This window comes from Roseibium sp. MMSF_3412, assembly GCF_030733265.1.
GTDB lineage: Bacteria > Pseudomonadota > Alphaproteobacteria > Rhizobiales > Stappiaceae > Roseibium.
Genome location: NZ_JASHJI010000010.1, coordinates 195476 through 221835, shown reverse-complemented (window position 1 = coordinate 221835; position 26360 = coordinate 195476). Strand labels below are relative to the sequence as shown.

The 26360-nt window shown below is 59.7% G+C and carries 21 protein-coding genes, 1 tRNA gene and 1 pseudogene; 14 read left to right on the top strand and 9 right to left on the bottom strand.

Going from position 1 to position 26360, the window contains the following annotated elements; translation table 11 throughout:
* The 4 genes and pseudogenes from RBB49_RS18460 to RBB49_RS18445 form a co-directional block, all read right to left on the bottom strand.
* A pseudogene (locus tag RBB49_RS18460) lies at positions 1-1010 on the bottom strand (hypothetical protein); the annotation flags it as partial.
* A 1004-nt stretch (positions 1011-2014) separates the two neighbouring features.
* On the bottom strand, positions 2015-2869 hold the full coding sequence (locus RBB49_RS18455; RefSeq protein ID WP_306144337.1) for a flagellar motor protein MotB: 855 nt from the start codon (positions 2867-2869) through the stop codon (positions 2015-2017).
* 26 nt (positions 2870-2895) lie between these two features.
* Positions 2896-3663, bottom strand: a complete 768-nt coding sequence (locus RBB49_RS18450) for a motility protein A (RefSeq protein ID WP_306144336.1) — start codon at positions 3661-3663, stop codon at positions 2896-2898.
* Between the two features lie 173 nt (positions 3664-3836).
* Positions 3837-4850 carry an SIS domain-containing protein gene (locus RBB49_RS18445; protein ID WP_306144335.1) on the bottom strand — a complete coding sequence of 338 codons (1014 nt, stop codon included), beginning with the start codon at positions 4848-4850 and terminating at the stop codon, positions 3837-3839.
* A gap of 318 nt (positions 4851-5168) precedes the next feature.
* Here RBB49_RS18445 and RBB49_RS18440 point away from each other — a divergent pair, with 318 nt between their 5' ends.
* From RBB49_RS18440 to RBB49_RS18430, 3 genes are all read left to right on the top strand, one after another.
* A complete protein-coding gene (locus RBB49_RS18440; RefSeq protein WP_306144334.1) occupies positions 5169-6626 on the top strand; it encodes an outer membrane beta-barrel protein in 1458 nt (485 codons plus the stop codon).
* A gap of 92 nt (positions 6627-6718) precedes the next feature.
* Complete coding sequence (locus RBB49_RS18435) at positions 6719-7948, top strand: lytic murein transglycosylase (protein ID WP_306144332.1); 1230 nt, start codon at positions 6719-6721, stop codon at positions 7946-7948.
* A gap of 136 nt (positions 7949-8084) precedes the next feature.
* Positions 8085-9230, top strand: a complete 1146-nt coding sequence (locus RBB49_RS18430) for a GDSL-type esterase/lipase family protein (RefSeq protein ID WP_306144331.1) — start codon at positions 8085-8087, stop codon at positions 9228-9230.
* Positions 9231-9312: 82 nt separating this feature from the next.
* On the opposite strand, the gene RBB49_RS18425 is transcribed toward RBB49_RS18430, so the two are convergent.
* Both RBB49_RS18425 and gltB read right to left on the bottom strand, forming a co-directional pair.
* Positions 9313-10743 carry a glutamate synthase subunit beta gene (locus RBB49_RS18425; protein WP_306144329.1) on the bottom strand — a complete coding sequence of 477 codons (1431 nt, stop codon included), beginning with the start codon at positions 10741-10743 and terminating at the stop codon, positions 9313-9315.
* A gap of 86 nt (positions 10744-10829) precedes the next feature.
* Complete coding sequence (gene gltB / locus RBB49_RS18420) at positions 10830-15563, bottom strand: glutamate synthase large subunit (RefSeq protein WP_306144328.1); 4734 nt, start codon at positions 15561-15563, stop codon at positions 10830-10832.
* A gap of 606 nt (positions 15564-16169) precedes the next feature.
* Between gltB and RBB49_RS18415 the strand changes: the two genes are divergently transcribed.
* The 5 genes from RBB49_RS18415 (at position 16170) to RBB49_RS18395 (ending at position 19976) form a co-directional block, all read left to right on the top strand.
* Positions 16170-16469 carry a DUF2282 domain-containing protein gene (locus RBB49_RS18415; protein ID WP_306144327.1) on the top strand — a complete coding sequence of 100 codons (300 nt, stop codon included), beginning with the start codon at positions 16170-16172 and terminating at the stop codon, positions 16467-16469.
* A gap of 96 nt (positions 16470-16565) precedes the next feature.
* Positions 16566-17456: a DUF692 domain-containing protein gene (locus RBB49_RS18410; protein WP_306144326.1), complete on the top strand. Its 891-nt coding sequence runs from the start codon at positions 16566-16568 to the stop codon at positions 17454-17456.
* Positions 17456-18238, top strand: a complete 783-nt coding sequence (locus RBB49_RS18405; RefSeq protein WP_306144325.1) for a DUF2063 domain-containing protein — start codon at positions 17456-17458, stop codon at positions 18236-18238. The genes RBB49_RS18410 and RBB49_RS18405 overlap by 1 nt, the downstream gene beginning before the upstream one ends.
* Positions 18239-18287: 49 nt before the next feature.
* Complete coding sequence (locus RBB49_RS18400) at positions 18288-18872, top strand: DoxX family protein (protein ID WP_306144324.1); 585 nt, start codon at positions 18288-18290, stop codon at positions 18870-18872.
* 45 nt (positions 18873-18917) lie between these two features.
* Entirely contained in the window at positions 18918-19976 is a 1059-nt protein-coding gene (locus RBB49_RS18395) for a low specificity L-threonine aldolase (RefSeq protein ID WP_306144323.1), read from the top strand.
* Between the two features lie 89 nt (positions 19977-20065).
* Here RBB49_RS18395 and RBB49_RS18390 read toward each other — a convergent pair whose 3' ends face one another.
* The gene (locus RBB49_RS18390; protein WP_306144322.1) at positions 20066-20512 is read right to left on the bottom strand and encodes an Hsp20 family protein; all 447 of its coding nucleotides are present in this window, start codon (positions 20510-20512) and stop codon (positions 20066-20068) included.
* Between the two features lie 270 nt (positions 20513-20782).
* Between RBB49_RS18390 and RBB49_RS18385 the strand changes: the two genes are divergently transcribed.
* On the top strand, positions 20783-21214 hold the full coding sequence (locus RBB49_RS18385; RefSeq protein ID WP_306144321.1) for a hypothetical protein: 432 nt from the start codon (positions 20783-20785) through the stop codon (positions 21212-21214).
* A 97-nt stretch (positions 21215-21311) separates the two neighbouring features.
* Positions 21312-22448 (top strand): alpha/beta fold hydrolase, encoded by a 1137-nt coding sequence (locus RBB49_RS18380; protein WP_306144319.1) that lies wholly within the window; start codon positions 21312-21314, stop codon positions 22446-22448.
* Here RBB49_RS18380 and hisN read toward each other — a convergent pair.
* Positions 22435-23235, bottom strand: a complete 801-nt coding sequence (gene hisN / locus RBB49_RS18375) for a histidinol-phosphatase (RefSeq protein WP_306144318.1) — start codon at positions 23233-23235, stop codon at positions 22435-22437. The genes RBB49_RS18380 and hisN overlap by 14 nt on opposite strands.
* 266 nt (positions 23236-23501) lie before the next feature.
* Positions 23502-24365 carry an N-formylglutamate amidohydrolase gene (locus tag RBB49_RS18370; RefSeq protein WP_306144346.1) on the bottom strand — a complete coding sequence of 288 codons (864 nt, stop codon included), beginning with the start codon at positions 24363-24365 and terminating at the stop codon, positions 23502-23504.
* A gap of 277 nt (positions 24366-24642) precedes the next feature.
* Here RBB49_RS18370 and cpdR point away from each other — a divergent pair, with 277 nt between their 5' ends.
* The 4 genes from cpdR to RBB49_RS18350 all read left to right on the top strand — a co-directional run bounded on the left by cpdR (position 24643) and on the right by RBB49_RS18350 (position 26311).
* A complete protein-coding gene (gene cpdR, locus RBB49_RS18365; protein WP_029060655.1) occupies positions 24643-25002 on the top strand; it encodes a cell cycle two-component system response regulator CpdR in 360 nt (119 codons plus the stop codon).
* Between the two features lie 134 nt (positions 25003-25136).
* A tRNA-Val gene (locus tag RBB49_RS18360) sits at positions 25137-25211 on the top strand.
* A 150-nt stretch (positions 25212-25361) separates the two neighbouring features.
* A complete protein-coding gene (gene ykgO / locus RBB49_RS18355) occupies positions 25362-25487 on the top strand; it encodes a type B 50S ribosomal protein L36 (RefSeq protein ID WP_006932207.1) in 126 nt (41 codons plus the stop codon).
* Between the two features lie 161 nt (positions 25488-25648).
* Entirely contained in the window at positions 25649-26311 is a 663-nt protein-coding gene (locus tag RBB49_RS18350) for a tetratricopeptide repeat protein (RefSeq protein WP_306144317.1), read from the top strand.
* The last annotated feature ends 49 nt before the right edge of the window (positions 26312-26360 follow it).

Genomic DNA, 26360 nt, shown 5'->3' with positions numbered 1-26360 from the left:
GAGTGCGAGGCCCCGGTGGTGAGGTTGAGAGTTGTCTCGGATTCGAAGGTGATGGCACCGCCGAGAAAGGAGGGGGCATTCAGGTTGACGGTGCTTCCGTCCGAACCGTTGGCAACATGGATCGCCTCGCTTCTTTCGCTGATGATCACGCCGCTGTTGGTGAAGACTGTACCGCTTGAGTAGTAGCTGAAAAAACCGGGAGCATCATCGCCGGTTGTTCGTATGTTGCCGCTGTTGGTGATGCGCGCGTCGTAACCATAGTAGTTCAAAATTCCGTCGGCACGATCCCCTGTCGTTCGGATGTCACCACTATTGGTGATCACCGAAAGGTTGTTTCTGCTATTGAATATTCCACGGGCGTTGGCCCCGGTCGTTTGGATATTGCCACTGTTCGTGATCGTGGTTTCGTTTCCCGCATCGTTGAGGATCCCGGAAGCAAAGCGCCCGGTCGTGAGGATGTCGCCGCTGTTGACGACCGTGCCATTGTCGCCATAGTTGTAAATTCCGTATGCGGACTGCCCTTCTGTTCTGATGTCTCCGCTGTTGGTGATCCTGACGTCGCTTCCGTCGCTGAAAATCGCGATTGAAAAATTGCCTTCGGTCTGGATGTCGCCGCTGTTGGCAATTCGTGAGTCGTTGCCCCAATTGACGATTGCGTTCGAGTCGCTCTGAGTCGTCCGGATGTCACCAGTGTTGAGGATCGTTACATCGGAGCCAATGCTTCTGATCCCTTCCGACTCGCCTCCGGTGGCAAGAATGCTGCCGTTGTTGACAATCGAGTGGCCATCGCCGGTGCTGTAGACACCCGGTTCCTGGAAACCATCGGTCGTGAGGCTGCCATCCCCGGTGATGACGATTGCGTCATAGGGAAAACCATTCATGATCTGGGTGGCGGTTTCGGCACCCTCGACAACAATTTCGTCGGAGCGGGCGGGTTGTGTGGTCAGGGCGAAAACAAGCACACCGGTGGAAACAGTAGTCAGCAAAAGCTGACGGGACAAGCTCGACACTTCGGACGTCTCTCGAATCGGACGTCCCCCACACACTTCCTTGTACCCCGTCATTTCTGACCGGAACATGAAAATCTTGCGGTCAGGGGGATTAAAGGCGGATCAGGTGTGCACTGACCGCGACCATGCTGGAGATTGTCTCAGCAGAAAAGCGGATGCAGGTTCTACCGCGCTGCCTCCGGTGGGGCGGCCGGGTGGAAAGATCCGTCTTTCCGGACAAGTGCAGCGCAAGCTGCACGCTGATCCGGAATCCAGATGTCAGTGTGAGCGGAGCGAACCCGAAAACACATTTCCTGGGAGATGACGCGCCTCTGGCGCGAGCAGAAGTCTGGATTCCAGATCAGCGTTCGGTTCCACCTCACTTGTCTGGAATGACGGTAGGGGCGTGTTGCCGGCTCCAGCGCCATCGATTCAACGAGCGCATCCGATCGCGCAGGCGCGTATTTGGAATGACGATACTCGAGTATGAACACCCTCATCCTGAGGAAGCGCGTGAGCGCTGTCCCGAAGGATGGGTTCCACGGAACGGAGCTTGCCACTGATCCTTCGAGACGCACGCAAGCGTGCTCCTCAGGATGAGGTGGAGCGAACCTCTCTGTAAACGCGGAGGTCCCGGCTCTGCGCTTTGCTTGGCCGGGACGGCGGCCGGATGGAAAGATCCGTCTTTCCGGACAAGTGCAGCGCAAGCTGCACGCTGATCCGGAATCCAGATGTCAGTGTGAGCGGAGCGAACCCGAAAACACATTTCCTGGGAGACGACGCGCCTCTGGCGCGAGCAGAAATCTGGATTCCAGATCAGCGTTCGGTACCACCTCACTTGTCTGGAATGACGGTAGGGGCGTGTTGCCCGCCCCAGCGCCATCGATTCAACGAGCGCATCAGATCTCGCAGGCGCGTATTTGGAATGACGATACTCGAGAATGAACACCCTCATCCTGAGGAAGCGCGCTCGATCTCGCCGAACTCACGAACGAACGGGAGGAAAGGTCAGCGCCTTGGGAAGGTCAAAGCTTGTGGCCGGGCGGGACCGGAGGTTCTTCTGCCTTCAGCAGGATGCCGATGCGCCTGTTCGCAGCCAGGTAGGGATCGTTCGGAAATAGCGGCTCCGTATCTGCCTTGCCAACAACGGCGAAGAACTGATCCTCGGGCACCCCGTACTCCGCCAGGATCTGACGTGCGACATTCGCGCGTTCGCTCGACAGGTCCCAGCCGGTGTAGCTCGGATCACTTGTCTGCTGGCCTGCCGTGGTGTGCCCGGTGATTTCGACGCGATTCGGCATGCGCGCGAGCACCGGTGCCATCTTGGCAATCAGGCGCCGTGTTGTTTCATAGGGATATTTGGATCCTTCGCGGAACATCGAGCGGCCGTCCTGGTCGACCAGCATGATGTTCAGGCCTTCGTCTGATTCTTCCAGAATGATGTTGCTCGAAACCTCGGTGATTTCCGGCATTTCCTGCCAGGCCTGTCGCAGGGAGGCTGCGGCCGTTGCAAATTGGCGCGGTTTTTCGATATCGGCTTCAAGCGTGTCGTGCGTGTTGGCTTCCGGCCCCTGTTTGCGGCGCTTTTCGTGCCGCTCCTGCGAGAAGTCGGAATCGTTTTCCTGTTCGACCTGGCTGATGTCTTTCATGTATTGCCGGATGGGAATGCCTTCGACCTCGATAATGCCCGTGCGGCGCGAGGTTTCCTTGACACCGAAGGCCTCGCGCATCGACCCGGCAACGACCTGCAGTTTCTCCTTGTCCTGAATGGAAAAGGAGATGATCAGGACGAAGAAACACACGAGCAGCGACATCAGGTCGGCAAAGGTTACCAGCCAGTCTGGAGCGCCACCGCCGCCTTGCTGCTTTTTCTTTGCCATGCACTCCTGCCCGTTCGGTTAGACTGTTATGCCGCCTCAGCCAGTTCGGCGCGTATTTTCTCCGGCAGGTAGGCCACCAGCATTTCCTTGATGAGCGCGGGGCTCTTGGATTCGCGGATCTGGCACACACCGTCGATGATCAGCGTCTGGTTGAGTTCATCCACGTCGAATTTCGCATCGAGCTTGTCCACGAGCGGCAGGCAGATGATGTTCGAGATAAGAGCGCCGTAAAGCGTGGTGAGCAGCGCGACAGCCATGGAAGGACCGATCGCTGCCGGGTCGTCCATGTTGGCCAGCATCTGGACCAGACCGACCAGTGTTCCGATCATGCCGAAGGCCGGGGCCGAATCGCCGAGCGCCTTCATCACGCGCTTGCCTTCAGACAGGCGTGACAGCTGCAGATCCCGCTCCCGTTCCATCGCTTCCTTGATGAATTCGAGCTCGTAGCCGTCCGCGATATACTGCACACCCTTGGCAAGAACCGGGTCCGAGACATCGACGTTTTCCAGTCCGAGCGGACCGGACTTGCGCACGATTTCGCCGAGATTGGTGATCTCCGAAATGAGGTCCCGCGGGCTGTTGCCCTTGCCGGCAAGGGCAACCTTGAAACCTGTCACGAAGGCGGTCGCGATATCCGACAGCTGAAAGCGGACAAGCGTGGCGGCAAGACCGCCGCCGATCACGATCAGCATCGAGGGCACATCGACAAATTGCGTGAAGCTGCCGCCAAGGAAAATAGCGGTCAACACGATGCCAAACGCACCCAGGATTCCAATAAGGGTCGCCAGATCCATTCTGATCACACACCAAGGTTTATGGCACCAACGCCAGTTAAACTCGGGTGCAGTCTAAGTCCGTTATGGCTAATCAAATCCTAATGCGCTTCGACGAAGTGCATGGAAAACGAACTTTTTTAGCCGTGCTGACGGTTTTGTGACCGGGGCCTGCCGGTCCGTTTCGGCAAATTTCAGGCTGCGCCGATCCGCAGAAGATCGTGGAGGTGCACGATGCCGACGGGGCGGCCGTCCTCGATCACGAAAACGGACGTGATCGACAGGCTGTTCACCAGTTCAAGGATCGTCGCCGACAACGTGTCCGGCGCGACCGTTTTCGGCGACGCGGTCATGATATCACCGGCGGACTTTTCCAGGAGGTTCGCCGAGACGTGCCGGCGCAGATCGCCGTCCGTAATGATCCCGATCAGCTGGTTCAATTCGTCTGTCACACCGAGGACCCCGAAGCCGCGCTGGGTCATCAGGACAATGCCTTCGCTCATGGATGTGGATGCGGACACGAGCGGAAGTCTGTCCCCGGAATGCATGATGTCCCGCGCCGATTTGAGGCTGGCGCCCAGCCGGCCGCCGGGATGAAAGACGCGAAAATCCTGAGCGGTGAAACCGCGTCCCTCCAAAAGCGCCACGGCAAGCGCATCGCCGATGGCAAGCTGGATCAGGGCGGATGTCGTGGGTGCCAGGCCATGGGGGCAGGCTTCGGCGACGCTTGGCAGCTTCAGGACGATGTCCGAAGCCCGGCCGAGTGCGCTGTCTTCGCGGGAGGTGATGGCCACCAGCGGAACCTTGAAGCGCCGGGTGTAGGTCACGATGCTGGCGAGTTCCTGTGTCTCGCCCGACCAGGACAGGGCCAGAACCACATCGCCATTGCCGATCATGCCCAGGTCGCCATGACTTGCTTCGGAGGCGTGCACGAAGAAAGACGGCGTTCCCGTGGAGGCAAGACTGGCGGCGATCTTCGTGCCGATATGACCGCTCTTGCCGATGCCGGTAACGATGACACGACCGGTGCTCTTGCTGATCAGCTCAAACGTTCGTTGGAACGGGCCGGAAAGACCGTTTTTCAGTGCGGCCCTGACAGCGCTCAATCCCGCGATTTCTGTCTCCAGGGTCCGTTCGGCGGACACGACACTTTGCGCAAGATTGTCAGCGCCTTGATCGGAAACGGAACCGGGGGATGGAGTAGCCATATGATCTTTCTTTTTCTGAACAGGGTATGACCTAAAACACTCGTCGGCGGGGATCAAGGAGCGACAGCCGCCAAACCGCCGCAGATTCCCGACAAATTCACTGTCTCTGCCCAGATTGTGCCAAATCTATGGATGTGCGCGTATTTGACCGGTATGACGCGCGGCAAATTAGCCGCGCATGTGGATGAAAGCACGTTCGGGTCAAACTCCGGGTCTGCAAAGCGTTGTTGCGTTGTCATTTTGCAAAAAAGAAACGAAGGATTAACCATCATTCGTCAGTTTGAAACCGATCACGATTTCGACCGGTTCGATACCTGAATGCGCCGCTTATTGCCTTTGCTTGCCTTTCTGACCGTTTTTGCGGCGGCGCCGTCCCATGCGCAAACGGCGCTTCCGAACCTGCGCGGGACGGATGACCCCGGAGGGCGGGAAGGCGTGGCCGATGCTGCCGCGGAGAGCGCGCGGGCCAACCCGACCCAATCCGACGTCTATGCGCTTCGACGGACGCTCAACAGCGCGGAGGCGGAAGAAGGCTCCAGCGGCCTGGGGACAAACGGCCAGGTCGCGCCGGTGCGGCCGTTTTCCGATCGAATCGCGTCTGTGGACCGTTCGGTTCCCCTGTCGGACAGTCTTGTCGATGACAGCGTCTTTGGCGGGGACACGACGTTCGATCAGCCGAGCGGCATTCGTCTTGGATCCTTCACCTTCACGCCGCAAATTACGCTTGCCACCGGCTGGACGGACAACACCGCCCGCTCCTCCTCGGGCACGGCAGGGGCCCTCTACCGGATTTCTCCGGACCTGGCGCTTACATCAAACTGGTCACGGCATGAATTCGGCGCGTCGCTGCGCGGCTCTTATACCGGGTATCCGGAAAACTCAGACGACAATGACGGCAACGTGTCCGCCGCTGCCGACCTGAGGCTCGATCTCAACGATGTGACACAGATCGACACCGGTGTGTCCTACACCTACACGCGCGAGGAGGACGGGAGCGCCGAATCAACGGCTTCCGGTGCCGATCACGTCCAGACATTCACCGCCGATCTCGGTGCGACGCGCGCCGTCGGTCTTGTTGCGGCGACGGCGTTCGTCGGGCTCGACCGGAGTGTCTACACCTCGGACGACGATATCGACAGCGGGCGCGACAACACGCTTTACTCGGCCAATCTCCGGCTCGACATGGATACCGGCAGCGTGTTCACGCCCTTTGTTGAGGGATCACTGCTTCTGCGCCGCTTCGACGACTCCTGTAGTGACAGCCTTTGTGAAAAACGCGATGCCAACGGCTACCAGCTGCGCGGCGGTCTCAGCATCGCGTCGGGTCCTAAGGTGACCGGCAATATCGGTCTCGGCTGGCGGATCGAGGATATCGAGGATGACCGTCTGGACGCCCTGTCTGGTCTTGTTGTCGACGGATCGCTGGTCTGGTCGCCCTCCCGCCTGACAACCGTCACGGCCGGGCTCGGAACAAACTTTGTCGCCACCGATATTGACACGTCCAGCGGCTCGATCATTTATTCGGGGGATCTGAGGGTTGCGCACGCGTTCAGTGACCGGCTGGTTGCGGAAACGGGTGTCGGATACAGTTACAGGACGTATGAAGGCGTTTCGATTGAAGAAAAGACATTGACCGGATTTGGCGGCGTGACCTTCGCATTGACGCGAAACACGGCCCTGATCGTCGACTACACCCATCGCAGGTTCGACAGTTCGGAGGATGGCAGCGACTACACGGAAAATGCGATCGAAGCCGGTGTCAGGTTCCGTCATTAACGGTACAGTAACCACTCAACGATCATTCATGGGGCGGGGGCAGAAGCGAACACGAATGAGGGTCACGGACCCTTGGGCTTAAGGAGGCCCTGATGCCTGGACTGACTTTCGTGACATCCCGACTTCGGCGGCTGGCGAGCCGCGCCATCCTGGCAACCGGACTTGCCGCCATGGCCGTGCCCGCGCAGGCCGATCCCGGGTTTGACCGTTTCGTGCGCGACTTCTGGCCGACGGCGAAGGCTGCCGGGATCTCCTCACAGACCTACAATTCCGTCTTCACCGGGATGAAACCCGACGACGACACGATCCGCCTGATGGGAAAACAGTCGGAATTCGTGAAGCCGATCTGGGACTACCTGGACAGTGCGGTTTCCGATACCCGTGTTGAAAAGGGGCGCGAGCTGCTGGAGGAATACGCAATTGTCCTGCAGCAGATCGAAGGCAGATATGGCGTCGACCGGGAAGCGGTCCTGGCGATCTGGGGCATGGAGACCAACTATGGCGGCTTCATGGGCCGGCACAACGTGATCCAGGCCCTTGCCACCCTGGCCTATGCGGCGCCGCGACGGAAGAGCTTCTGGAACAAGGAGCTGGTGACCGCTCTTGCCATCGTTCAGGCGGGTCATGTCCGCTTTCAGGACATGGAAGGTTCCTGGGCCGGTGCGATGGGTCACACGCAATTCATGCCGTCGAGCTGGAAAGCCTACGCCTCCGATTATGACGGCGATGGCCGCCGGGATATCTGGACGTCGATCCCTGATGCACTCGCCTCCACCGCGAACTACCTGAAGAAACACGGCTGGCAGACCGGCAAGACCTGGGGCTATGAAGTCAAGCTGCCGTCCGGCTTCGACTATCACCTGGCCGATGGCGAGAAGACCCTGACGATCGGCGAGTGGAGCAAATACGGCATCGGCCGCTCCAATGGCAGGGGCTTTCCGCGGCCGTCCGACAAGGCTGTTCTGGTGCTTCCGGCAGGCGCGAGCGGACCGGCCTTTCTGATGTTGCGCAATTTCTACGTGATCAAGCGGTACAACAATGCGACGGCCTACGCCCTTGCCGTCGGCCACCTGGCAGACCGGCTGATCGGAGGCGGACCGCTTGCGGGCGACTGGTCGCGGGATCACAAACCGCTCAGCCGATCGGAAACGGCCGAATTGCAGAACCTTCTGAACAGGCGCGGTTTTTCCGTCGGTGCCGCAGACGGCAAGGTCGGACCCGCAACGCGCAGGGGCATCCGTGCCTTCCAGCAATCGCGCGGTCTCGTGCCGGACGGATATGCATCGGTCATGTTGCTGAGGCAGGTGAAGCAGGGCGGCTGAATGCCACCTGCACAAATCAACACGCATCTGGTGGCTTCCCCTGCGGCGCTGTTGGGTTTATCTGTGTTAGGCGGATCAACGGGATTGAGCGGTGGCATTGATGCCCGGACAGGCAAAGCTCAGCACGAAAGCAATAATGCATCTTTCAAGAGTTGCGTTGGTTGCCGTGCTGTGCCTCTCGTTCGGGCCGTCTCCTGATGCCTTTGCCCAGCAGGCTGAAGACAAAGAGATAATTGTCGCGCAAAGCGGTTTGCTGCGCGGCTTCAATCCGTTTTCCCCCTTGCAGAAACTTTTCGGCAACAAGGAACGCCGCCGGGGTCAGCAGTCCCAGCAGCAGGTGAAGAAACGCAAGGCACCGGCACGGGCGGCCGGGACGCCGCCGAAATACGAAGCCGTGGCCAAAGACGAAAACGCCGGTGTGATCCTGGTCGTCGGCGACCGCATGGCACGTGGCGTTGCCGACGGGCTTGATTTCATCTTTTCCGAAAAGCCGCAGATTCGCGTCGAGCGGATCACGGAGGACAAACTGGGCTTTGCGGGTGAAGGCGCGCCCGACTGGAGCACCAGAGCGCTTGCGAAGATACGTGGAGACGACGTCAAGGCCGTGGTCGTGATGATCGGCCGCCAGGATCTGGGCAAGCCGTTTCCAGGCGAAGTCCCGGTCGAGTTCATGACCCAGGAATGGATCGACGCCTATCGCAACAAGGTCGAAGGCTTTGTGCGCGTGGTGCGCCAGGAAAAGAAGCCCGTCGTCTGGGCGGGATTGCCGCCCACGAATACGGAGACGGTCAACGCGGATTTCACGCAGCTGAACTCGATCTTCCAGTCGCTGACAGAGGACCGCCGTGTCCGCTATGTGGATATCTGGGACATTTTCCTGGCGGAGGACGGCAGCTATTCCTCTTTCGGCCCGGATGTTGACGGCAAGAACACACGGCTGCGCACGCAGGACCGGATCGGCTTCACCTGGCCGGGGTATCAGAAGGTCGCGTTCTTCGTTGACCGCGAGCTGCTGCGGCTGCTTGGCGGTTATGGCGGGCTTGCGTTCGAGGGCATCGAGGACGATCCGAACTTCATCGTGCTGACGGGCCGGACAACGTCGCCCGAGGCCCTGCTTCTGGGCGGCGAGGATGACGAAGGCACTGTCAACAGAAACAGCTCGGCCTATCGTTTCTTCGTCAAGGGCGACCCGCTGCCGCCCATGCCCGGCCGCGTGGACGACCCGCGCATGGCGGTCGAAGGCACGTCGGTCCTGGAAGAAGCCATTCCGAGCGGGTCTTAGTTTCCAAAAGGTGCAACGCAGCTTCTTCGCTGCGTGCGTAGACCTTGGAGTGGCGGCCCGGAGCCGCCTTCACACTCTCGGGTTATCTCGGAAGATCGGAAGAACCGGTCAGGAATTCGTCGACTGCCCTTGCGGCCTGCCGGCCTTCCCGGATGGCCCAGACGACCAGCGACTGACCCTTGCGCACGTCACCTGCGGCAAAGACCTTGTCCAGGCTTGTCTTGTAATCTTCGGTATTGGCCTTCACGTTGGTGCGACCGTCGAGTTCAAGCTGATCACCTGCCTCGGCAATATAGGTATCCAGCAGCGGGCCGGAAAAGCCGATTGCTGCCAGAACCAGATCCGCGCGCAGAATGAATTCCGTGCCCTCGATCGGACGGCGCTTTTCGTCAACGCGGGCGCATTTGACGCCGGTAACCACACCGTCTTCGCCGACGAGGGCCAGTGTTGCCGCTGAGAATTCGCGTTCGGCGCCTTCCGCCTGCGAGGACGACGTGCGGAACTTGGTCGGCCAGTAGGGCCAGACCGTCATCTTGTCTTCCTTGAGCGGCGGGATCGGGCGGATGTCGAGCTGCGTAACGGACAGCGCGCCCTGACGGAACGCCGTTCCAACACAGTCGGAGGCGGTGTCGCCGCCGCCGATGACAACGACGTGCTTGCCACCTGCCCAGATCGGCAGTTCGTCGCCTTCCGGTTCACCGCCGACCCGGCGGTTCTGCTGGACGAGATATTTCATTGCCCAGTGGCAACCTTCCAGTTCCATGCCGGAAACGCCCGGATCGCGCGGGCGTTCCGCACCGGCGCACAGGATGACCGCATCGTGCCGTTCGGCAAGCTCTTCAAGCGTGGTGTCGACGCCGACATTCACTCCGTAGTGGAAGGTGACACCTTCGCCTTCCATCTGCTCGACGCGCCGGTCGATATAGTGTTTTTCCATCTTGAAATCGGGGATGCCGTAGCGCAGCAGACCGCCCGCCTTGGGTTCCCGCTCGTAGATGTGGACGGTGTGCCCGGCGCGCGCGAGCTGCTGTGCAGCTGCCATTCCGGCCGGTCCGGACCCGATGATCGCAACGGCCTTGCCGGTCTTGCGTGCGGAAGGTTCCGGGACGATCCAGCCCTCTTCCCATCCCTTGTCGGCAATTGCCTGTTCGACGGTCTTGATGTTGACCGGGATGTCTTCAAGGTTCAGCGTGCAGGCTTCCTCGCAAGGGGCCGGGCAGATGCGTCCGGTGAATTCGGGGAAGTTGTTCGTCGAATGCAGATTGCGCAGGGCAATGTCCCAGTCACCCTGGTAGACGAGGTCGTTCCAGTCGGGGATCTGGTTGTTGACAGGACATCCGTCGGGACCGTGACAGAACGGGATACCGCAATCCATGCAGCGCGCTGCCTGGCTGGCGACTTCCTGATCGTTCAACGGGATTGTGAATTCGCGGAAATGGCGGATACGGTCAGAAGCCGGCTGGTACTTCTGCTCCTGACGATCGATTTCCATAAAACCGGTGACCTTGCCCAAGGTAACCTCCTCAAATTTGCGTCTTCCCAAAGTGGCTTCTATCGGCCGCCGGCGGCGGCCGAGAGCCATATCGTTCCGTTTTCCGGTTATTCCGCGGCGACCATGCCGAGGCGTTGCTCTTCCATTTCACGCAGCGCACGGCGGTATTCGACCGGCATCACCTTGACGAATTTCGGCCGGTAGGTCGCCCAGTCGTCCAGGATCGATGCCGCCTTTGTCGACCCGGTCAGCTCGACATGCTTTGTCAGCATCTGGCGCAGGCGCTCGTCATCGTGCCGGCTCATGTCGGACGACAGGTCGACACGCCCCTTGTGCTCGATGTCGCCGCCGTGGTGATGCAGCTTTTCCAGAAGGTCGTCTTCTTCGGTGACCGGTTCCAGATCGACCATGGCCAGGTTGCAACGGGTGCCGAAGGAGCCGTCCTCGTCGAGAACGTAGGCGATGCCGCCGGACATGCCGGCTGCAAAGTTGCGTCCGGTCTGGCCGATGACGACCACAACGCCGCCGGTCATGTATTCGCAGCCGTGGTCACCCACGCCTTCGACAACGGCAACGGCACCGGAATTGCGGACCGCGAAACGTTCACCGGCGACACCGCGGAAGTAACATTCGCCTTCGGTCGCGCCGTATAGAACGGTGTTGCCGACGATGATGCTGTTCTCCGCGACAATGCGGGTGTTCTGCGGCGGCCGCACGATCAGCTTGCCGCCTGCGAGGCCCTTGCCGACATAGTCGTTGGCATCACCTACCAGATCGATGGTCACGCCCCGGGCGACAAACGCTCCGAATGCCTGTCCGGCCGTGCCTTTCAGGTTGATCCTGAGCGTATCGGGTTTCTTGAGGCCCTTGTTGCCGTAGCGTTTGGCAATCTCGCCGGACAGCATTGCTCCAACCGACCGGTCGACCGAGCAGATGGTTTCGTCGATGACGGTCGGTTCCTTGCTCTCCAGTGCCGGCTGGGCGGCAGCGATCAGGCGACGGTCGAGAATGTCGACAATCGGGTGTTCCTGGGTCTGCGTCCACCGGGTTTCCTCCGGGTCCGCATCCGGCTGGAAGAAGATGCGCGAGAAGTCGAGACCCTGGGCTTTCCAGTGCTCGATCGCCGCGTTCTTGTCCAGGAAGTCCGAGCGGCCAATGAGCTCGTCCAGCTTGCTGACACCGAGCCCGGCCATGATCTCGCGCACTTCCTCGGCAACGTAGAAGAAGTAGTTGATGACGTGTTCCGGCGTTCCCTTGAAACGCTTGCGCAACACGGGATCCTGGGTGGCGATGCCGACAGGGCAGGTGTTGAGATGGCACTTGCGCATCATCAGGCAGCCGGCGGCAATCAGCGGGGCCGTGGAGAAGCCGAACTCGTCTGCACCAAGGAGGGCACCGACGATCACGTCACGACCGGTGCGCAAGCCGCCATCCACCTGGAGGGCAACACGCGAGCGCAGGCCGTTCAACACGAGTGTCTGCTGGGTCTCGGCCAGGCCGATTTCCCACGGGCTGCCGGCATGCTTGATCGAGGTAAGCGGGGATGCGCCCGTGCCGCCGTCGAAACCGGAAATGGTGATGTGGTCCGCACGTGCCTTCGCGACACCGGCCGCAACCGTCCCGACACCGACTTCCGACACCAGCTTGACGGAGATATCCGCTTCGGGGTTGACGTTCTTCAGGTCGTAGATGAGCTGCGCCAGATCCTCGATGGAATAGATGTCATGGTGTGGCGGCGGCGAGATCAGGCCGACACCCGGGGTCGAGTGACGCACCTTGGCGATCACCGCGTCGACCTTGTGACCGGGAAGCTGGCCGCCTTCACCGGGCTTCGCACCCTGGGCAACCTTGATCTGGATCATGTCGGAATTGACCAGATATTCCGTGGTGACGCCGAACCGGCCGGAGGCTACCTGCTTGATCGCCGACCGGCGCGGATTGCTTGAACCGTCGGGAAGCGGGTTGAAGCGCTCGGGCTCCTCACCGCCTTCACCTGTGTTCGACTTGCCGCCGATCTGGTTCATGGCAATGGCCAGTGTCGTATGGGCTTCGCGCGAAATCGAGCCGAACGACATGGCACCGGTGACGAAGCGCTTGACGATGCTCTCTGCAGGCTCCACCTGATCGATGTCGATCGCGGACCGGCCGATTTCACCGGCGCCCTTGATGCGGAACAGGCCGCGGATCGCGTAGCGGCCGCTCTTTTCGTTCACTTCCTGGGCGAACGCGCGGTACATGTCCGGAAGCTTGGACCGGACCGCATGCTGGAGCTGTGCGATGGATTCGGGCGTCCACATGTGGTTTTCGCCACGTGTGCGGTAGGCATACTCGCCGCCGACTTCCAGCGAGCGGCGCAGGATCGCGACGTCGCCGAAGGCTTCCGAATGACGCAGAACGGTTTCCTCAGCAACCTCGCCGAGGCCGATGCCCTCGATCATGGTGGCGGTTCCGAAGAAGTACTTTTCAACAAATTTCGACCCGAGGCCGACAGCGTCGAAAATCTGCGCGCCGCAGTAGGACTGGTAGGTCGAAATGCCCATTTTGGACATGACCTTCAGGATGCCCTTGTCGATCGACTTGATATAGCGCTCGACGACCTCGAACTGGTCCACTTCTTCCGGAAAGTCCATTTCCATGTGCATGGAAAGAAGCGTTTCGAAGGCGAGATACGGGTTGATCGCCTCGGCACCGAAACCGGCGAGAACGCAGAAGTGATGCACCTCCCGTGCTTCACCCGTTTCCACCACGAGCCCGACGGATGTGCGCAGGCCCTTGCGGATCAGGTGATGATGCACGGCGGCGGTCGCCAGTAGCGCTGGAATGGCAATGCGCGACCGGCTGATCAGGCGGTCGGACAGGATGATGATGTTGTAACCGTCGCGAACGGCTTTTTCCGCACGTTGGCACAGTTCATCAAGCGCACCTTCCATCCCGTTCGAGCCTTTTTCGGCGTTGTAGGTGATGTCCAGTGTCTTGGCGGAGAACTGGTTGTCGGCGATGTCGCCGATGGCGCGGATTTTCTCCAGGTCCTCGTTCGTCAGGATCGGCTGGCGCACTTCCAGGCGTTTGGAAGAGGACAGACCCTTCAGGTCGAAGATGTTCGGGCGCGGTCCGATGAAGGACACCAGGCTCATCACCAGTTCCTCGCGGATCGGATCAATCGGCGGGTTGGTGACCTGGGCGAAGTTCTGCTTGAAATAGGTGTAAAGCAGCTTCGACTTGTCGGAGAGCGCTGAAATCGGCGTGTCGGTTCCCATGGAGCCGATGGCTTCCTGGCCGACGGTTGCCATCGGTGTCATCAGAAGCTTGATGTCTTCCTGGGTGTAGCCGAAGGCCTGCTGACGATCGAGCAGGCTTTCACCGGCGACAGGCGCGCGCTGGCGCACGCCCGGCAGATCCTCAAGCACGATCTGGGTCCGGTGGAGCCAGTCCTTGTAGGGGTTGGCCGTCGAGAGTTCACGCTTGATCTCGTCGTCGGAGACAATGCGGCCCTCGTCAAGATCGATCAGAAGCATCTTGCCCGGCTGCAGGCGCCACTTCTGGACGATCCGCTCTTCCTCGACCGGCAGCACGCCAACTTCGGAGGACATGATCACGAAATCGTCGTCGGTGACGATGTAGCGGGCCGGGCGCAGGCCGTTGCGGTCCAGCGTCGCACCGATCTGCTGCCCGTCGGTGAAGGCAACGGCCGCCGGGCCGTCCCACGGCTCCATAAGCGCCGCGTGATACTCGTAAAATGCACGGCGGTTGTCGTCCATCAGCGGATTGCCGGCCCAGGCTTCCGGGATCAGCATCATCGCCGCATGCGCGAGCGAGTACCCGCCCATGACGAGGAATTCCAGCGCATTGTCGAAACATGCCGTGTCGGACTGGCCTTCATAGGAAATCGGCCAGAGCTTGGAAATATCGTCACCCAGCAGTGCGGAGGAAACGGACGCCTGACGGGCCGCCATCCAGTTGACATTGCCGCGCAGGGTATTGATCTCGCCGTTGTGGGCGACCATCCGGTAAGGGTGCGACAGGTCCCAGGACGGGAACGTGTTGGTTGAAAAGCGCTGGTGTACGAGCGCAAGTGCGGATGTGAAGCGTTCGTCCTTCAGGTCGGCGTAGTAGGCGCCGAGCTGATAGGCAAGGAACATGCCCTTGTAGACAATGGTCCGGCTGGACAGCGAGACGATGTAGAACCCTTTTTCGACCGCATCGGTCTCAGCACGCACGGTGTTGGAAATCACCTTGCGCAACACGTAGAGACGGCGCTCGAAGGCATCCTGGTCCTCGCTGCGCGCGCGCTTGATGAAGACCTGGCGGGAGACAGGTTCCGTCGCTGCAATGTCCGGCGCCTTGGACAGCGACGCATTGTCGACGGGCACATCGCGCCAGCCGATCAGGTCCTCGCCCTCGGCGACAATGACCCGCTCGACGATCTCTTCGCATTTGGCGCGCAGGGCATCGTCCTGAGGCATGAAAACGAAACCGACGCCGTAGTGGCCGGCTTCCGGAAGCGGCGTCCCCGCCTTTTCCATTTCTTCGGCAAAGAAGGCGTGCGGGATCTGGACAAGCATGCCAGCGCCGTCGCCCATGAGCGGGTCGGCACCGACAGCGCCGCGGTGCGTCAGGTTTTCCAGAACCTGCAGGCCGTCGGAAATGATCTTGTGGGACTTTGCGCCCTTCATGTGGGCAATAAAACCGACACCGCAGGCATCGTGTTCGCGCGACGGATTGTAGAGCCCTTTGTCGGCGGCCGTGCCCAGTCGTTCGGCAAGTGTTGCGGCTGTGGCGGATTTTGTCTCCGCGTTGCCTGCTTGCATGGCTGTGCTGGTCGTCAGCTCTGTTCTCGTCATGTGCGCCCTCACTGTTTACCCCAGTGCTGCCGTGGTTTGAAGCGTCCGGTTCCGTTCGGGTCGCATCCCATCAAGAATGCGGCTCGGCGAACCCTGGCCTCAATGCCCCGGCTCTGTCGATGTATTACCGCGCCGGCCTGTCAAAACAAACCGTCGCATTGACGCAGCGGATATACCGCTGCCGAAACATCCCGTTTCGTCTTGCCGCGAATCCTCCCCGGATCCGTCGACCGGTCAGCCTACTTGCTGCTTCTTTCCCGTCATCCGGCATGTGCCGCTGACGTCGCATTAATTGGGACAGCATACCTGTCCTATTCTAGGCGCGCGGAACATGACAGATTTCACTGCCGGGAGCAAGTCTGTTTCTGTGGGGCGGCATTATAATTGTTTCATCGAAAAAGTTCCAATTGTCTCGAAAGGTCATTTTCGCCAGAATTTGGGTAAGAATATTTCGTCTGTGAAAATCTTGCCTTTGGGTGCTCTCAAACCGGTCACAGGCGTTTGATTTCCTATTTATCGGCGATAGGCTCATTTCTGTGTTGCGCCTGCGCCACAAAGGAGCGCGTTGGCCCCTATTGGAATTTGGATCGACCAGAGGAGTTCGAAATGAAGAATAAGGCTATGTCCGCAGCAATCCTTGCCGGTGCCGTTGCAACTGCTGTCGCCGGTCTTTCAGCTACGGCCCCTGCGCACGCGCAGGCCAAGGAAAAGTGCTACGGCGTGTCGCTCAAAGGCCAGAATGACTGCAAGGCAGGTGCCGGCACGACATGCGCGGGCACATCCACCGTCGATTACCAGGGCAACGCCTGGACGCTCGTTCCGAAGGGAACATGCGTTTCCATGGATCTGCCGGATGGCCGCAAGGGTTCGCTCACCGAGCTTGACCGCGACCTCCCGGAAGCCTGATTTCCGATCGAATTGCGGCCGGATGACCGGCCGCTTCTTCGGGCAGGCGGATATGTGCCGCCTGCCTGATGGTTTTTTCTCCACCCGGAGCAAGACATGGTCGCCCAAGAGACACGTCCACACCGCATAGACGCAGCCATTCCGGCGCGGGCAGGCGCGGGACTGAAGGCTGAACATGTGAACGATATCCTCCAAACGGATGCCGATATCGGGTTTTTCGAGGTTCACGCGGAAAACTACATGGGTGCCGGCGGCATGCCGCATCGCCAGTTGGAGACAATCCGGGAAAAATACCCCCTTTCCCTGCACGGTGTCGGTCTTTCGATCGGCGGCGAGATGCCGCTCGACAAGGACCACCTGCAGCGGCTTGCGATACTCAACAGGCGATACGAGCCGGGTCTTTTCTCGGAGCATCTCGCGTGGTCCACCCACGACACCACCTATTTCAACGATCTGCTTCCGGTGCCATATGACAAGGCAACGCTGGATCGCGTTTGCGAACATATCGACGAAGTGCAGACCGTGGTCGGGCGCAAGATGCTGCTGGAAAACCCGTCGACCTACGTTGCGTTCGAACAAAGCACGATGAGCGAGCTCGAATTCCTGAGGGAGATCACGCGCCGTACCGGCTGCGGCTTGCTGCTCGACGTCAACAATGTCCACGTGTCGTGCACCAATCACGAAAGATCTGCCGAGGATTATCTGGCGGCGTTTCCCATCGGCGATGTCGGCGAGATTCACCTGGGCGGTCACGCGCCGGATATCGACGATGCCGGGCGTCCACTGCTGATCGATGCACATGACCGTGAAGTGGACGAGGCCGTCTGGACGCTTTACGAGACGGTGATCCGTCAGAACGGCCCGATTCCCACCCTGATCGAGTGGGACAACGACGTTCCCGCCTGGCAAGTGCTTCTGTCCGAGGCGAAGGCTGCCGATACGCTTCTCAGTCAGGCTGCCGCGACACATCTGAAGCGTGCGGTCTGATGAATGCGTCCGAGTTTTCTCCCAGGGTAAGCGCCGACACGTTCGGCAGGGCGCTCTGGGATCCGGCCGCGGAGACGCCAACGGGGCTGGTCGGGCCGGACGGCAAGACTGCGCCCAAACGTTTCAACGTCTATCGCAACAATGTCGTTGCCAGCCTGAGCGAAGCGCTCGAACAGTCGTTCCCGGCGGTTGGACGCCTGCTTGGCGAAGACTATTTCAAGGCGCTTGCACGCGCGTTCGTGGCCGAGCACCCGCCCAGGTCCCCGGTGCTGATGTGGTATGGCGCGGAATTCGGTGGTTTCATCGAGAGGTTTCCGCCGCTCCAGGCCTATCCCTATCTTGCAGATGTGGCGCGGGTCGAATGGGCCTGGCTGGAAGCGTATCATTCCGCTGACGCTCTACCGCTCGATCCGGCCGAGATCGGCGCCGTTGCGCCTGACGAGATCGGGAACATCCGTTTTGAAAAACATCCGGCATCGTGCGTCTTCCGGTCGGAATGGCCGATCTGGGATCTTGTGCGCGCGAACCGGTTTGACCCAGATGCCAATATCGAAATCGATCTGGAGAAGCCGCAATCGGTACTGATTACGCGCCCGGAGCTTGAAGTTGAGCTGATGCTGCTCCGTCCCGGAGGCGACGTTTTCCTGAGCGCCCTCTTCGATGGCGGGACGCTCGCGGAAGCCGCCGCGGCGGCGAGTTCGCAAGTCGAAGAGTTTTCACTGTCCGACACCCTGTCGGATTGTCTAGCAAATGGTGTTTTCACAACTCTCGTAAAGGCTTAAACAAGCAAAGAGCCTGAAGTTGTCGACTGGAAAGGGAATGGGGTCTTCTATGGGTGCTCTCATCGGATTTTTTGTCAGATTGTATACGGCCGTGTTCGGCTTCTTTGAACGCATCACCAACGGCTGGCTGCTCGGACTTGCGTCCCGGCTGATTTTCGCTGCCGTCCTGTTGCAGTTTTTCTGGGCGTCCGCGCTGACCAAGATCGGCGGCAGCTTCATGAACATTTTCACGCCGACCGCGGGTGCCTATGCCCAGATGTTTCCGCAACTGATGGAACAGGTCAGCTACGACACGAGCCAGATCGCCTATTTCCCCTACGGTCTGATCGTTCTGGTCGGAACCCTCGGTGAGTTCATCCTGCCGTTTCTGATTGTCGTTGGCCTGTTCACGCGCTTTGCCAGCGTCGGCATGATCATCTTCATTTGCGTCATGACCTATGTCGACATTACCGGACACGGTCTGGATGCAAAGTCGATCGGCAAGTTTTTCGACAATGATCCTTACAGCATTGTCTCCGATGACAGGCTGCTCTGGATCTTCCTGCTGCTGGTTCCGACGCTGAAGGGACCCGGTGTGATCTCGCTCGACTGGCTGTTCGGGCGCATGTATCGCAAGCGGGAAATGTACTACTGAGAAAATCCTGTTGCCGGTTGAAAGGCGACCTGCTTAAACCGGCACATGAATTTCGCAAGTGACAATTGGGCGGGTGCGGCTCCGGCGGTGATGTCGGCGCTGGCCCGCCACAGTTCCGGGTTTGCACCCGGTTATGGTGCAGATCCGTTGACGGCCGGCGTCAGCAGGTCTTTCAACGACATCTTCGAGCGCGAGGTCGCGGTCTATTTCGTGGCCACGGGGACGGCTGCAAACGCGCTCGCGCTTGCCAGTTTCGCAAAACCGGGCGGTGCCGTGTTTTGCCATCGCGACAGCCATATCAATATCGACGAGTGCAACTGTCCGGAATTCATGACCAGCGGCAACAAGCTCGTCGGCATTCCAGGTGCCGATTGCAAGATTACCCCGGCCGCCCTGACCGAGGCGATGTCCAGATTTCCGGACGGTGTGGTGATGCACGGCCAGGTCGCGTCCGTCTCGATCAGCCAGGCCACCGAAAGCGGCACGGTCTACACGGTCGCGGAGATCGAAGCGCTGGCGGAAGCCGCCCGTTCCCGGTCAGTCCCGCTGCATATGGATGGAGCCAGGTTTACCAATGCCCTGGTTTCACTTGGATGCACTCCTGCGGAAATGACCTGGAAGGCAGGTGTCGATGCCCTGTCCTTTGGCGCAACGAAAAACGGGTGCTGGTGCGCCGAGGCCGTTGTCTTCTTTGATCCGGAACGGGCAAGAGACTTTGAGTATTTCCGGAAACGTGGCGGACACCTTTTCTCCAAGAGCCGGTTCGTGGCCGCCCAGTTCGAGGGCTACTTCGAGAATGAAAGCTGGCTGGATACGGCGCGGCACGCCAATGCCATGGCGCTGAGGCTGGCGGAGGGCATCAGATCGCTTGGCGGGCGCACGGCATGGGCCGTTGAAGCCAACGAGCTGTTCCCGATCGTCAAACGCAGCCAGTTCGAAACCCTGACGGCGGCTGGTGCAAAAATCTACGAATGGCCGGCCAGTGACCTGTCGGACAACGTCGCTCCAGCCGACGATGAAGTCTGTTTCAGAATGGTGACGAGCTTTGCAACAACAGATGAGGACGTGAAAACGTTCCTGGAAACGCTCACGCAAGCCAGCTGAACGGCGGTATGCGATGGGAGAAATGAAACAAGGGCGTCCGGTTTCCCGGGCGCCCGTATTTTTTTTGCGGTTCGATACAGACCCGGTGTTTAGTGGGTCTTGGCTTCGATCTGCTTGGACGCGCCGGATGAAATCTCGATCTTGCGCGGTTTCATGGCTTCCGGGATCTCGCGCACGAGATCGACGTGGAGCAAGCCGTTCTCAAGGCTGGCGCCGTCGACGCGGACATGCTCGGCGATCTGGAAGCGACGCTCGAACGTGCGCGAGGCGATGCCGCGATAGAGGATTTCCCTGTCGGAATCCTCGTCGGTCTTTTCACCTTTGATCGTCAGGACGTGTTCCTTGGCTTCGACGGAAAGTTCAGCGTCGGTAAAGCCGGCCACGGCCATCGTGATCCGGTAGGCGTTTTCGCCGGTCCGTTCGATGTTGTAGGGCGGGTAGCTCGGGGTGTCGTTGCCGGCGGTATCCAGCATCGAGAAAAGCCGGTCAAAACCGACGGTCGAGCGATAAAGGGGAGAGAAGTCCAAGTGACGCATTTAAGTGTCCTCCTTTGAGCAACAGATACTTCACTGATTTTCATGTGTTCCTGTCCCCCATAGTGGCGGGACGGGAGGTGATTGCAGACCCGATTGGCGCCTGCACGGTTGAGGTGGGAATTGCCCGGCTCGATTTCAAGACCGTGGCTCTGTGACCGGCATGCGACATGAACGCCCGATGAATGACCTCTTCCGGTTTGGTTCAAGCGGGATCGGTCATCTTCCGGTCAACGTCAGCAAAACGCTGGCGATCAGACCAGGAGAATTGAAATGTCATTCTTTGCTTCAAAACTTTCCGCTCCGATCGCCGGAGCCATCTTGCTGGCAACGGTCGGGTTCGCCCCGGCAGCCACCGCTTCACCGCTCTCCGCCAGCAAGCAGATCCAGTCCTCGCAGGATGCGCCCGTCATCCAGATCCATCACAAGAAAAAGGGCTACGGCAAGCACAAGGGAAAACGCCACGGATGGCAGGGCGGATACGGCGGGGGGCATTATTCCCTCGGACCGCGCCAGATTCGCCGCAGCCTGCGTCATCGCGGATTTCACAGGATCCGGATCATCGACCGCCGCGGTCCGATGTATATCGTCAAGGCCGTCGGCTGGCGCGGCATGCCCATGAGACTTGTCGTTGATTCGCGCAATGCACATATCGTGCGCAGCCGCCCGATCGGGCACGGCGTCTACTGGCAATACCGCTGGTAAGATTTGCCAGGTGTATTGCGGCTTCCCGGCCGGTGCTGCCATGCACCGGCCCGAAGTCTGTTGTCGGGCCGCGCGAAGGCGGGTATCACAAAGAACCATGGACCTGATCGATCATCCCGACAATCCCGTGCCGGACGGGGGAAAAGCCGGATTTGTAACCACAGCGGACGGGATCCGCATCCGCTATGCGCACTGGGCCGGAACAGGCCCGCACAGGCGCGGAACGGTGACGCTCTTGCAGGGCCGCGCCGAGTTCATCGAGAAGTACTTCGAGGTGGTCGAAGATCTGCGCAAGCGCGGTTTTGACGTGGTTGCCTTCGACTGGCGCGGGCAGGGTGGTTCCCAGCGCGTGACACGCAGTTTACGGCGCGGTCATATTTCCAACTTCCGCAAGTTCAGGACGGATCTGCGCACGATCCTGAAGGAAGTCTCGCTCGCCCATTATGCCGGCCCCCATTTTGCCCTCGCGCATTCCACGGGCGGCCTGGTGCTCCTGAGCGATACGGCACGCCTTCGCACGATGCTGGACCGGGCCGTTATCACCAGCCCCCTGCTCGGTCTGCCGTCAGGTTCCCATGCCCTGGGGATTGGCGATTCGTATCGCCGGTTTCTGCGGATCATCACGTTGGGACTGCTGGGCAAGCCTCCCCTGCGCGCGAGCGCTCCGAAGACGTCGGCCGTCGTGGAGAAGGTCGGGTATCCGCTTGCGCGGCTGATGTCGATCATCGGTCTGGGCCGGCTTTATGTGCCGGGGGGGAACAGCAAGCTCATGGTGCCGTTCGAGAAGAACCGCCAGACATCGGACCGGACGCGTTTCGAGAGATGCAAAAAGGTTCTGGACAAGGCTCCGGAGCTTGGCATCGGGTCGGCGACCTTCGGTTGGCTGAACGCTGCCGCGCGCACGATGATGCCGCTTCGAAAACGGGCCGCCGGCCCGGGTATCAAACTGCCCTGCCTGATGTTAGGTGCCGGCGAGGACAGGATCGTCTCGACGCCCATTGTCGAGGACTTCGTCGCCCGCACGCGGTCGGCTGCTTATGTGGAAATTCCCGGCGCTGCCCATGAGATCATGATGGAGCGGGATGTTTACCGCGACCAGTTCTGGGCAGCATTCGATGCCTTCATTCCCGGTTTCGAGGCAGAGCAGGAACTTGCCGAGGCCCGGTTGAAATCAACCGCGACGGTCGTGCGCGATCCCAACAAAGCGGGTCTGGCCGAGGTCAGTCAGGCTTAGAGAGTTCCGTCAGAAGTCGGTCGTGGAGGCGCGGGTCGCCGCTCGCGACAATCTGGCCGCCGTTTGCGGGTGAGCCGCCCGTCCAGGTCGTCACAACACCGCCGGCACCCTCGATGATCGGAACCAGCGCCACAATGTCATATGCCTGCAGCCCGGATTCAATCACGGCATCGCCCTGTCCTGCCGCGACCATGCAATAGGCGTAACAATCCGTTCCATATCTGGAAAGGCGCGCAGAGGCCTCGACGCTGTCGAAGGCCGCACGTTCAGTATCGTTGAAAAGAAACGGTGTGGTTGTGAATATGGCCGCGTCTTCAAGCCTGCTGCACGTCCGCGCCTTCAGTGTCCTCGTTCCCAGCGGGCCGTTGTACCAGGCCTGTTCGCAGTCTCCTGCGTAGCGCTCGCCGATATAGGGCTGAACCATCATGCCGAGACTTGGCGTGCCGGCGCTCCGAAGGCCGATCAGCGTTCCCCATGTCGGCAAACCGGTGATGAATGCCCGTGTCCCATCGATCGGGTCGAGCACCCAGACATGGTCGGCATCCAGTTTTTCCGGCCCGTGTTCCTCGCCGAGAATGCCATGATCGGGATAAGTGCTGTTGATCAGGGTACGCATCGCGGATTCGCCGTTCCGGTCCGCAATCGTGACAGGGTCGAACCCGGATTCGAGTTTGTTATCAACGGCAAAGCCCTGGCGGAAATGCGGCATGATCGCCGCGGCGGCGGCATTTGCCAATTCGTCCAGAAAGGGGGCAAACCTATTCGAACTTGGGGCGGTTTCGGTCATTGAATTTTCCTGATGGAACGTGCGCGCGCGCACCGAATAACACTCGATTTGCCGCTTGTATAATCTCTTGTGATGAAAATTGGATCTCTGAAATAGGGTATTTTGCCTATAGTTTGTACAGGATACTACCTATTTACGACTTGACCTTTGTGCACTGCAATGCGATTTTATTGCAGTGCGATATCTTTTATCGCATCGCCCTCCTTGGGCGTTTCCTCCCTAGACTCGGGCCGCCTCATCAGAGTGCGGCCTCTTTTTTTGGGTGATTATTCGGCTGCGATCGAGTCGGCAGGCAATGCGGCATCCGGCATTGCAATCAGTTCCTGCGCGAATTGCTTCAGATTGTGGAACAGGTCGTCGAAGCCGGGTGCGCGTTCGTGTGTCGCCTCGTTCATGTAAAGGCCGCGGTTGATTTCGACCTGCAGCGCGTGCAGACCGCTGGCGGGACGGCCGTAGTGTTCGGTGATGAATCCACCGGCATAAGGTTTGTTGCGGCTGACGCTGTATCCCATGTCCCGGAGAATCGAGCAGGCATATTCCGTCAGTTCACTGTTGCAACTGGTGCCGTAACGATCGCCGAGTATGAAATCGGGGCGCACGTCGGTTGTCTGGCATTTGACGCTGGATGGCATCGAGTGGCAATCGATCAGGACGGCATAGCCGAAGGTGACATGCGTTTGCGCGAGCAGCCGGCGCAGCGTGGAGTGATAAGGCTTGTAGATCTCCTCGATCCGGTTCAATGCCTCTTCGACCGGAAGCCGGTGCCGATAGATCTCGTGGTTTTCGCTGACAATACGGGCCACCGTTCCCAAGCCCCCGGCAACGCGTATCGAGCGGATGTTGGCGTAGGACGGAAGCCTGCCGTCGAACATCTTGGGATCGAGCTCATAGGGTTCCCGGTTCACATCCAGGTATGCCCGGGGGAAATGCGCGCGCAGCAGTGGCGCGCCAAGAGGAACGACATGCGCGAACAGATCATCCACGAAAGCGTCTTCAGAGCGCCGGATCGCGCTTTCATCCAGGCGGGAAGATGCGAGAAACTGCTGCGAATACTGCCTGCCGGAGTGAGGCGAATTGAATATGTAGGGAACCCGTTGGTCGGCGGGACACAGAACGTCAAATGCGGGCAAGCCGTTAAAGTCGGCTACGAATGGCGTATTGAACGAGGGCTTTGTGTCGTCCGTCAAATTGTCCGTCCTACCGTTTCACCTTTGGGCCAGGCCACCCCAATCGCTGCCGGTTCCCCTATGTCTATGGTGCCAAGGAATCAACACACAGTCCACAGTCGGCTGATCAAAAGCTTTGAAGAACTATTTCTCCCTATCATTCTGTGGAATTCGGGCTATAACCGGCAAAAGGTGAGATCCCAATGCCGCCAAATCGAAATTAAAGCAATGGTTGTTTACAATGTCGCGTATCCTGCTTGCTGAAGATGATAACGATATGCGCCGGTTTCTTGCGAAAGCGCTGGAAAACGCCGGGCATGATGTCGTTTCTTTCGATAACGGCAGGAGCGCGTACGAACGGTTACGCGAAGAACCGTTTTCGCTTCTGCTGACCGATATCGTCATGCCGGAGATGGACGGTATTGAACTCGCGCGGCGGGCGACGGAGCTGGATCCGGACCTTAAAGTCATGTTCATAACCGGTTTTGCTGCGGTTGCCCTCAACCCGGAATCCGACGCGCCCAAGGATGCGAAGGTCCTGTCCAAGCCGTTCCATCTGAAGGATCTTGTTCAGGAAGTGGAGCGCATGCTGGCGGCATGATGATTGCCGTTTCGGGCGGGCAGTCCGGACGGGGAAAATTTGACGGTTCGATGAAGAACAGGGTTGCGCTGAATGCCGATCCCCGTTATATCGCACCCCACTACGGCGTTCGGCGCCGGACTACCGAGAAATTCGGGCGTGTAGCTCAGCGGGAGAGCACTTCGTTGACATCGAAGGGGTCACAGGTTCAATCCCTGTCACGCCCACCATTATTGCGCTGAATGAGGGTTTCAGGACGCGCAGGTTGATCCGAAAAGCGGCGCAGCAATGCGACTCGATTGAAGGCAACCGAATAGAATGTGAGCGCCTCAGGCGCTCATTTGGTTTAAAGTAACGGGACCCCGAGAGGGGACAGTGACATGAAGATCAAGAACTCGCTCAAGGCGTTGATGACCCGCCATCGGGACAACCGCATGGTGCGCCGCAAAGGCCGCGTCTACATCATCAACAAGAAAAATCCGCGCTTCAAGGCGCGCCAGGGCTAAGTCCCGTTTTTCGGGCGCGCTGCGGGAGTGTTGAAAACTCCTGCGATGCGAAGTGCTTAATCGCTGGACGATCGGGCCTTCCGACATCGGCAAGACGGCGCGCACGAAGAAGTGTCAAATTCCCGGATTGACCGCCGCATTCAACGACCCATAATCGTTGGATGCGGATTTTTGTGTTTACATGCCTGTTTGCCATGGTGCCGTTCCTCGCAGGAGCGCAACCTGTCCCCGATCTCGGACCCGAGGTCGATCCGCCGTCTGCCGAAGACTTCAATCCCATGCCGGAAGATCTCCCGGAGGCCGGTGGCCAGGTTGTTGTCGAAGAAAGCGATCCCGAAGAGGAGCAGTCCCGGCTCGACCAGCTGTTCGATGACCTGGCCAAATCCGAGGAACCTTCGGACGCAGAGCGCGCCGTGCGGGAAATCCAGATGATCTGGATGGAATCTGGAAGCGATACAGTCGATATCCTGATGTCGCGGGCCGGGAAAGCCATACAGGCCGACGATCACGCCCTCGCTCTTGATCTGCTCGACGTCGTCGTCGTCCTGAAGCCCTCCTTCGCGGAAGGATGGAACCGGCGGGCAACGGTCCATTACATGCGCGAGGATTTCGGGAAGTCTCTTGTCGATATCGAGCGGACGCTTGCGCTTGAGCCGCGTCACTGGGGCGCGCTTTCCGGACTTGCAATCATTCAGCGCCGGCTGGGCTTTGACGATGACGCACTTGTGACATTCAAGCGGGCGCTCGAAGTCAATCCTGGACTTGAGAACGCCGAGGAAGCCATCGAGGAGCTTGAAAAGAAGGCCGAAGGCGCGCCGGCCTGAGGCCCGGATCGGCGGATCTTGCACGACAACCCTTGAAGCGACCGGTGCG

Excerpts from the sequence above, each read along its gene's own strand:
- RBB49_RS18455 (WP_306144337.1), bottom strand. The coding sequence starts at position 2,869 with ATGGCAAAGAAAAAGCAGCAAGGCGGCGGTGGCGCTCCAGACTGGCTG.
- RBB49_RS18450 (WP_306144336.1), bottom strand. The coding sequence starts at position 3,663 with ATGGATCTGGCGACCCTTATTGGAATCCTGGGTGCGTTTGGCATCGTG.
- RBB49_RS18445 (WP_306144335.1), bottom strand. The coding sequence starts at position 4,850 with ATGGCTACTCCATCCCCCGGTTCCGTTTCCGATCAAGGCGCTGACAAT.
- RBB49_RS18440 (WP_306144334.1), top strand. The coding sequence starts at position 5,169 with ATGCGCCGCTTATTGCCTTTGCTTGCCTTTCTGACCGTTTTTGCGGCG.
- RBB49_RS18435 (WP_306144332.1), top strand. The coding sequence starts at position 6,719 with ATGCCTGGACTGACTTTCGTGACATCCCGACTTCGGCGGCTGGCGAGC.
- RBB49_RS18430 (WP_306144331.1), top strand. The coding sequence starts at position 8,085 with ATGCATCTTTCAAGAGTTGCGTTGGTTGCCGTGCTGTGCCTCTCGTTC.
- gltB (WP_306144328.1), bottom strand. The coding sequence starts at position 15,563 with ATGACGAGAACAGAGCTGACGACCAGCACAGCCATGCAAGCAGGCAAC.
- RBB49_RS18415 (WP_306144327.1), top strand. The coding sequence starts at position 16,170 with ATGAAGAATAAGGCTATGTCCGCAGCAATCCTTGCCGGTGCCGTTGCA.
- RBB49_RS18410 (WP_306144326.1), top strand. The coding sequence starts at position 16,566 with ATGGTCGCCCAAGAGACACGTCCACACCGCATAGACGCAGCCATTCCG.
- RBB49_RS18405 (WP_306144325.1), top strand. The coding sequence starts at position 17,456 with ATGAATGCGTCCGAGTTTTCTCCCAGGGTAAGCGCCGACACGTTCGGC.
- RBB49_RS18400 (WP_306144324.1), top strand. The coding sequence starts at position 18,288 with ATGGGTGCTCTCATCGGATTTTTTGTCAGATTGTATACGGCCGTGTTC.
- RBB49_RS18395 (WP_306144323.1), top strand. The coding sequence starts at position 18,918 with ATGAATTTCGCAAGTGACAATTGGGCGGGTGCGGCTCCGGCGGTGATG.
- RBB49_RS18390 (WP_306144322.1), bottom strand. The coding sequence starts at position 20,512 with ATGCGTCACTTGGACTTCTCTCCCCTTTATCGCTCGACCGTCGGTTTT.
- RBB49_RS18385 (WP_306144321.1), top strand. The coding sequence starts at position 20,783 with ATGTCATTCTTTGCTTCAAAACTTTCCGCTCCGATCGCCGGAGCCATC.
- RBB49_RS18380 (WP_306144319.1), top strand. The coding sequence starts at position 21,312 with ATGGACCTGATCGATCATCCCGACAATCCCGTGCCGGACGGGGGAAAA.
- hisN (WP_306144318.1), bottom strand. The coding sequence starts at position 23,235 with ATGACCGAAACCGCCCCAAGTTCGAATAGGTTTGCCCCCTTTCTGGAC.
- cpdR (WP_029060655.1), top strand. The coding sequence starts at position 24,643 with ATGTCGCGTATCCTGCTTGCTGAAGATGATAACGATATGCGCCGGTTT.
- ykgO (WP_006932207.1), top strand. The coding sequence starts at position 25,362 with ATGAAGATCAAGAACTCGCTCAAGGCGTTGATGACCCGCCATCGGGAC.
- RBB49_RS18350 (WP_306144317.1), top strand. The coding sequence starts at position 25,649 with ATGCGGATTTTTGTGTTTACATGCCTGTTTGCCATGGTGCCGTTCCTC.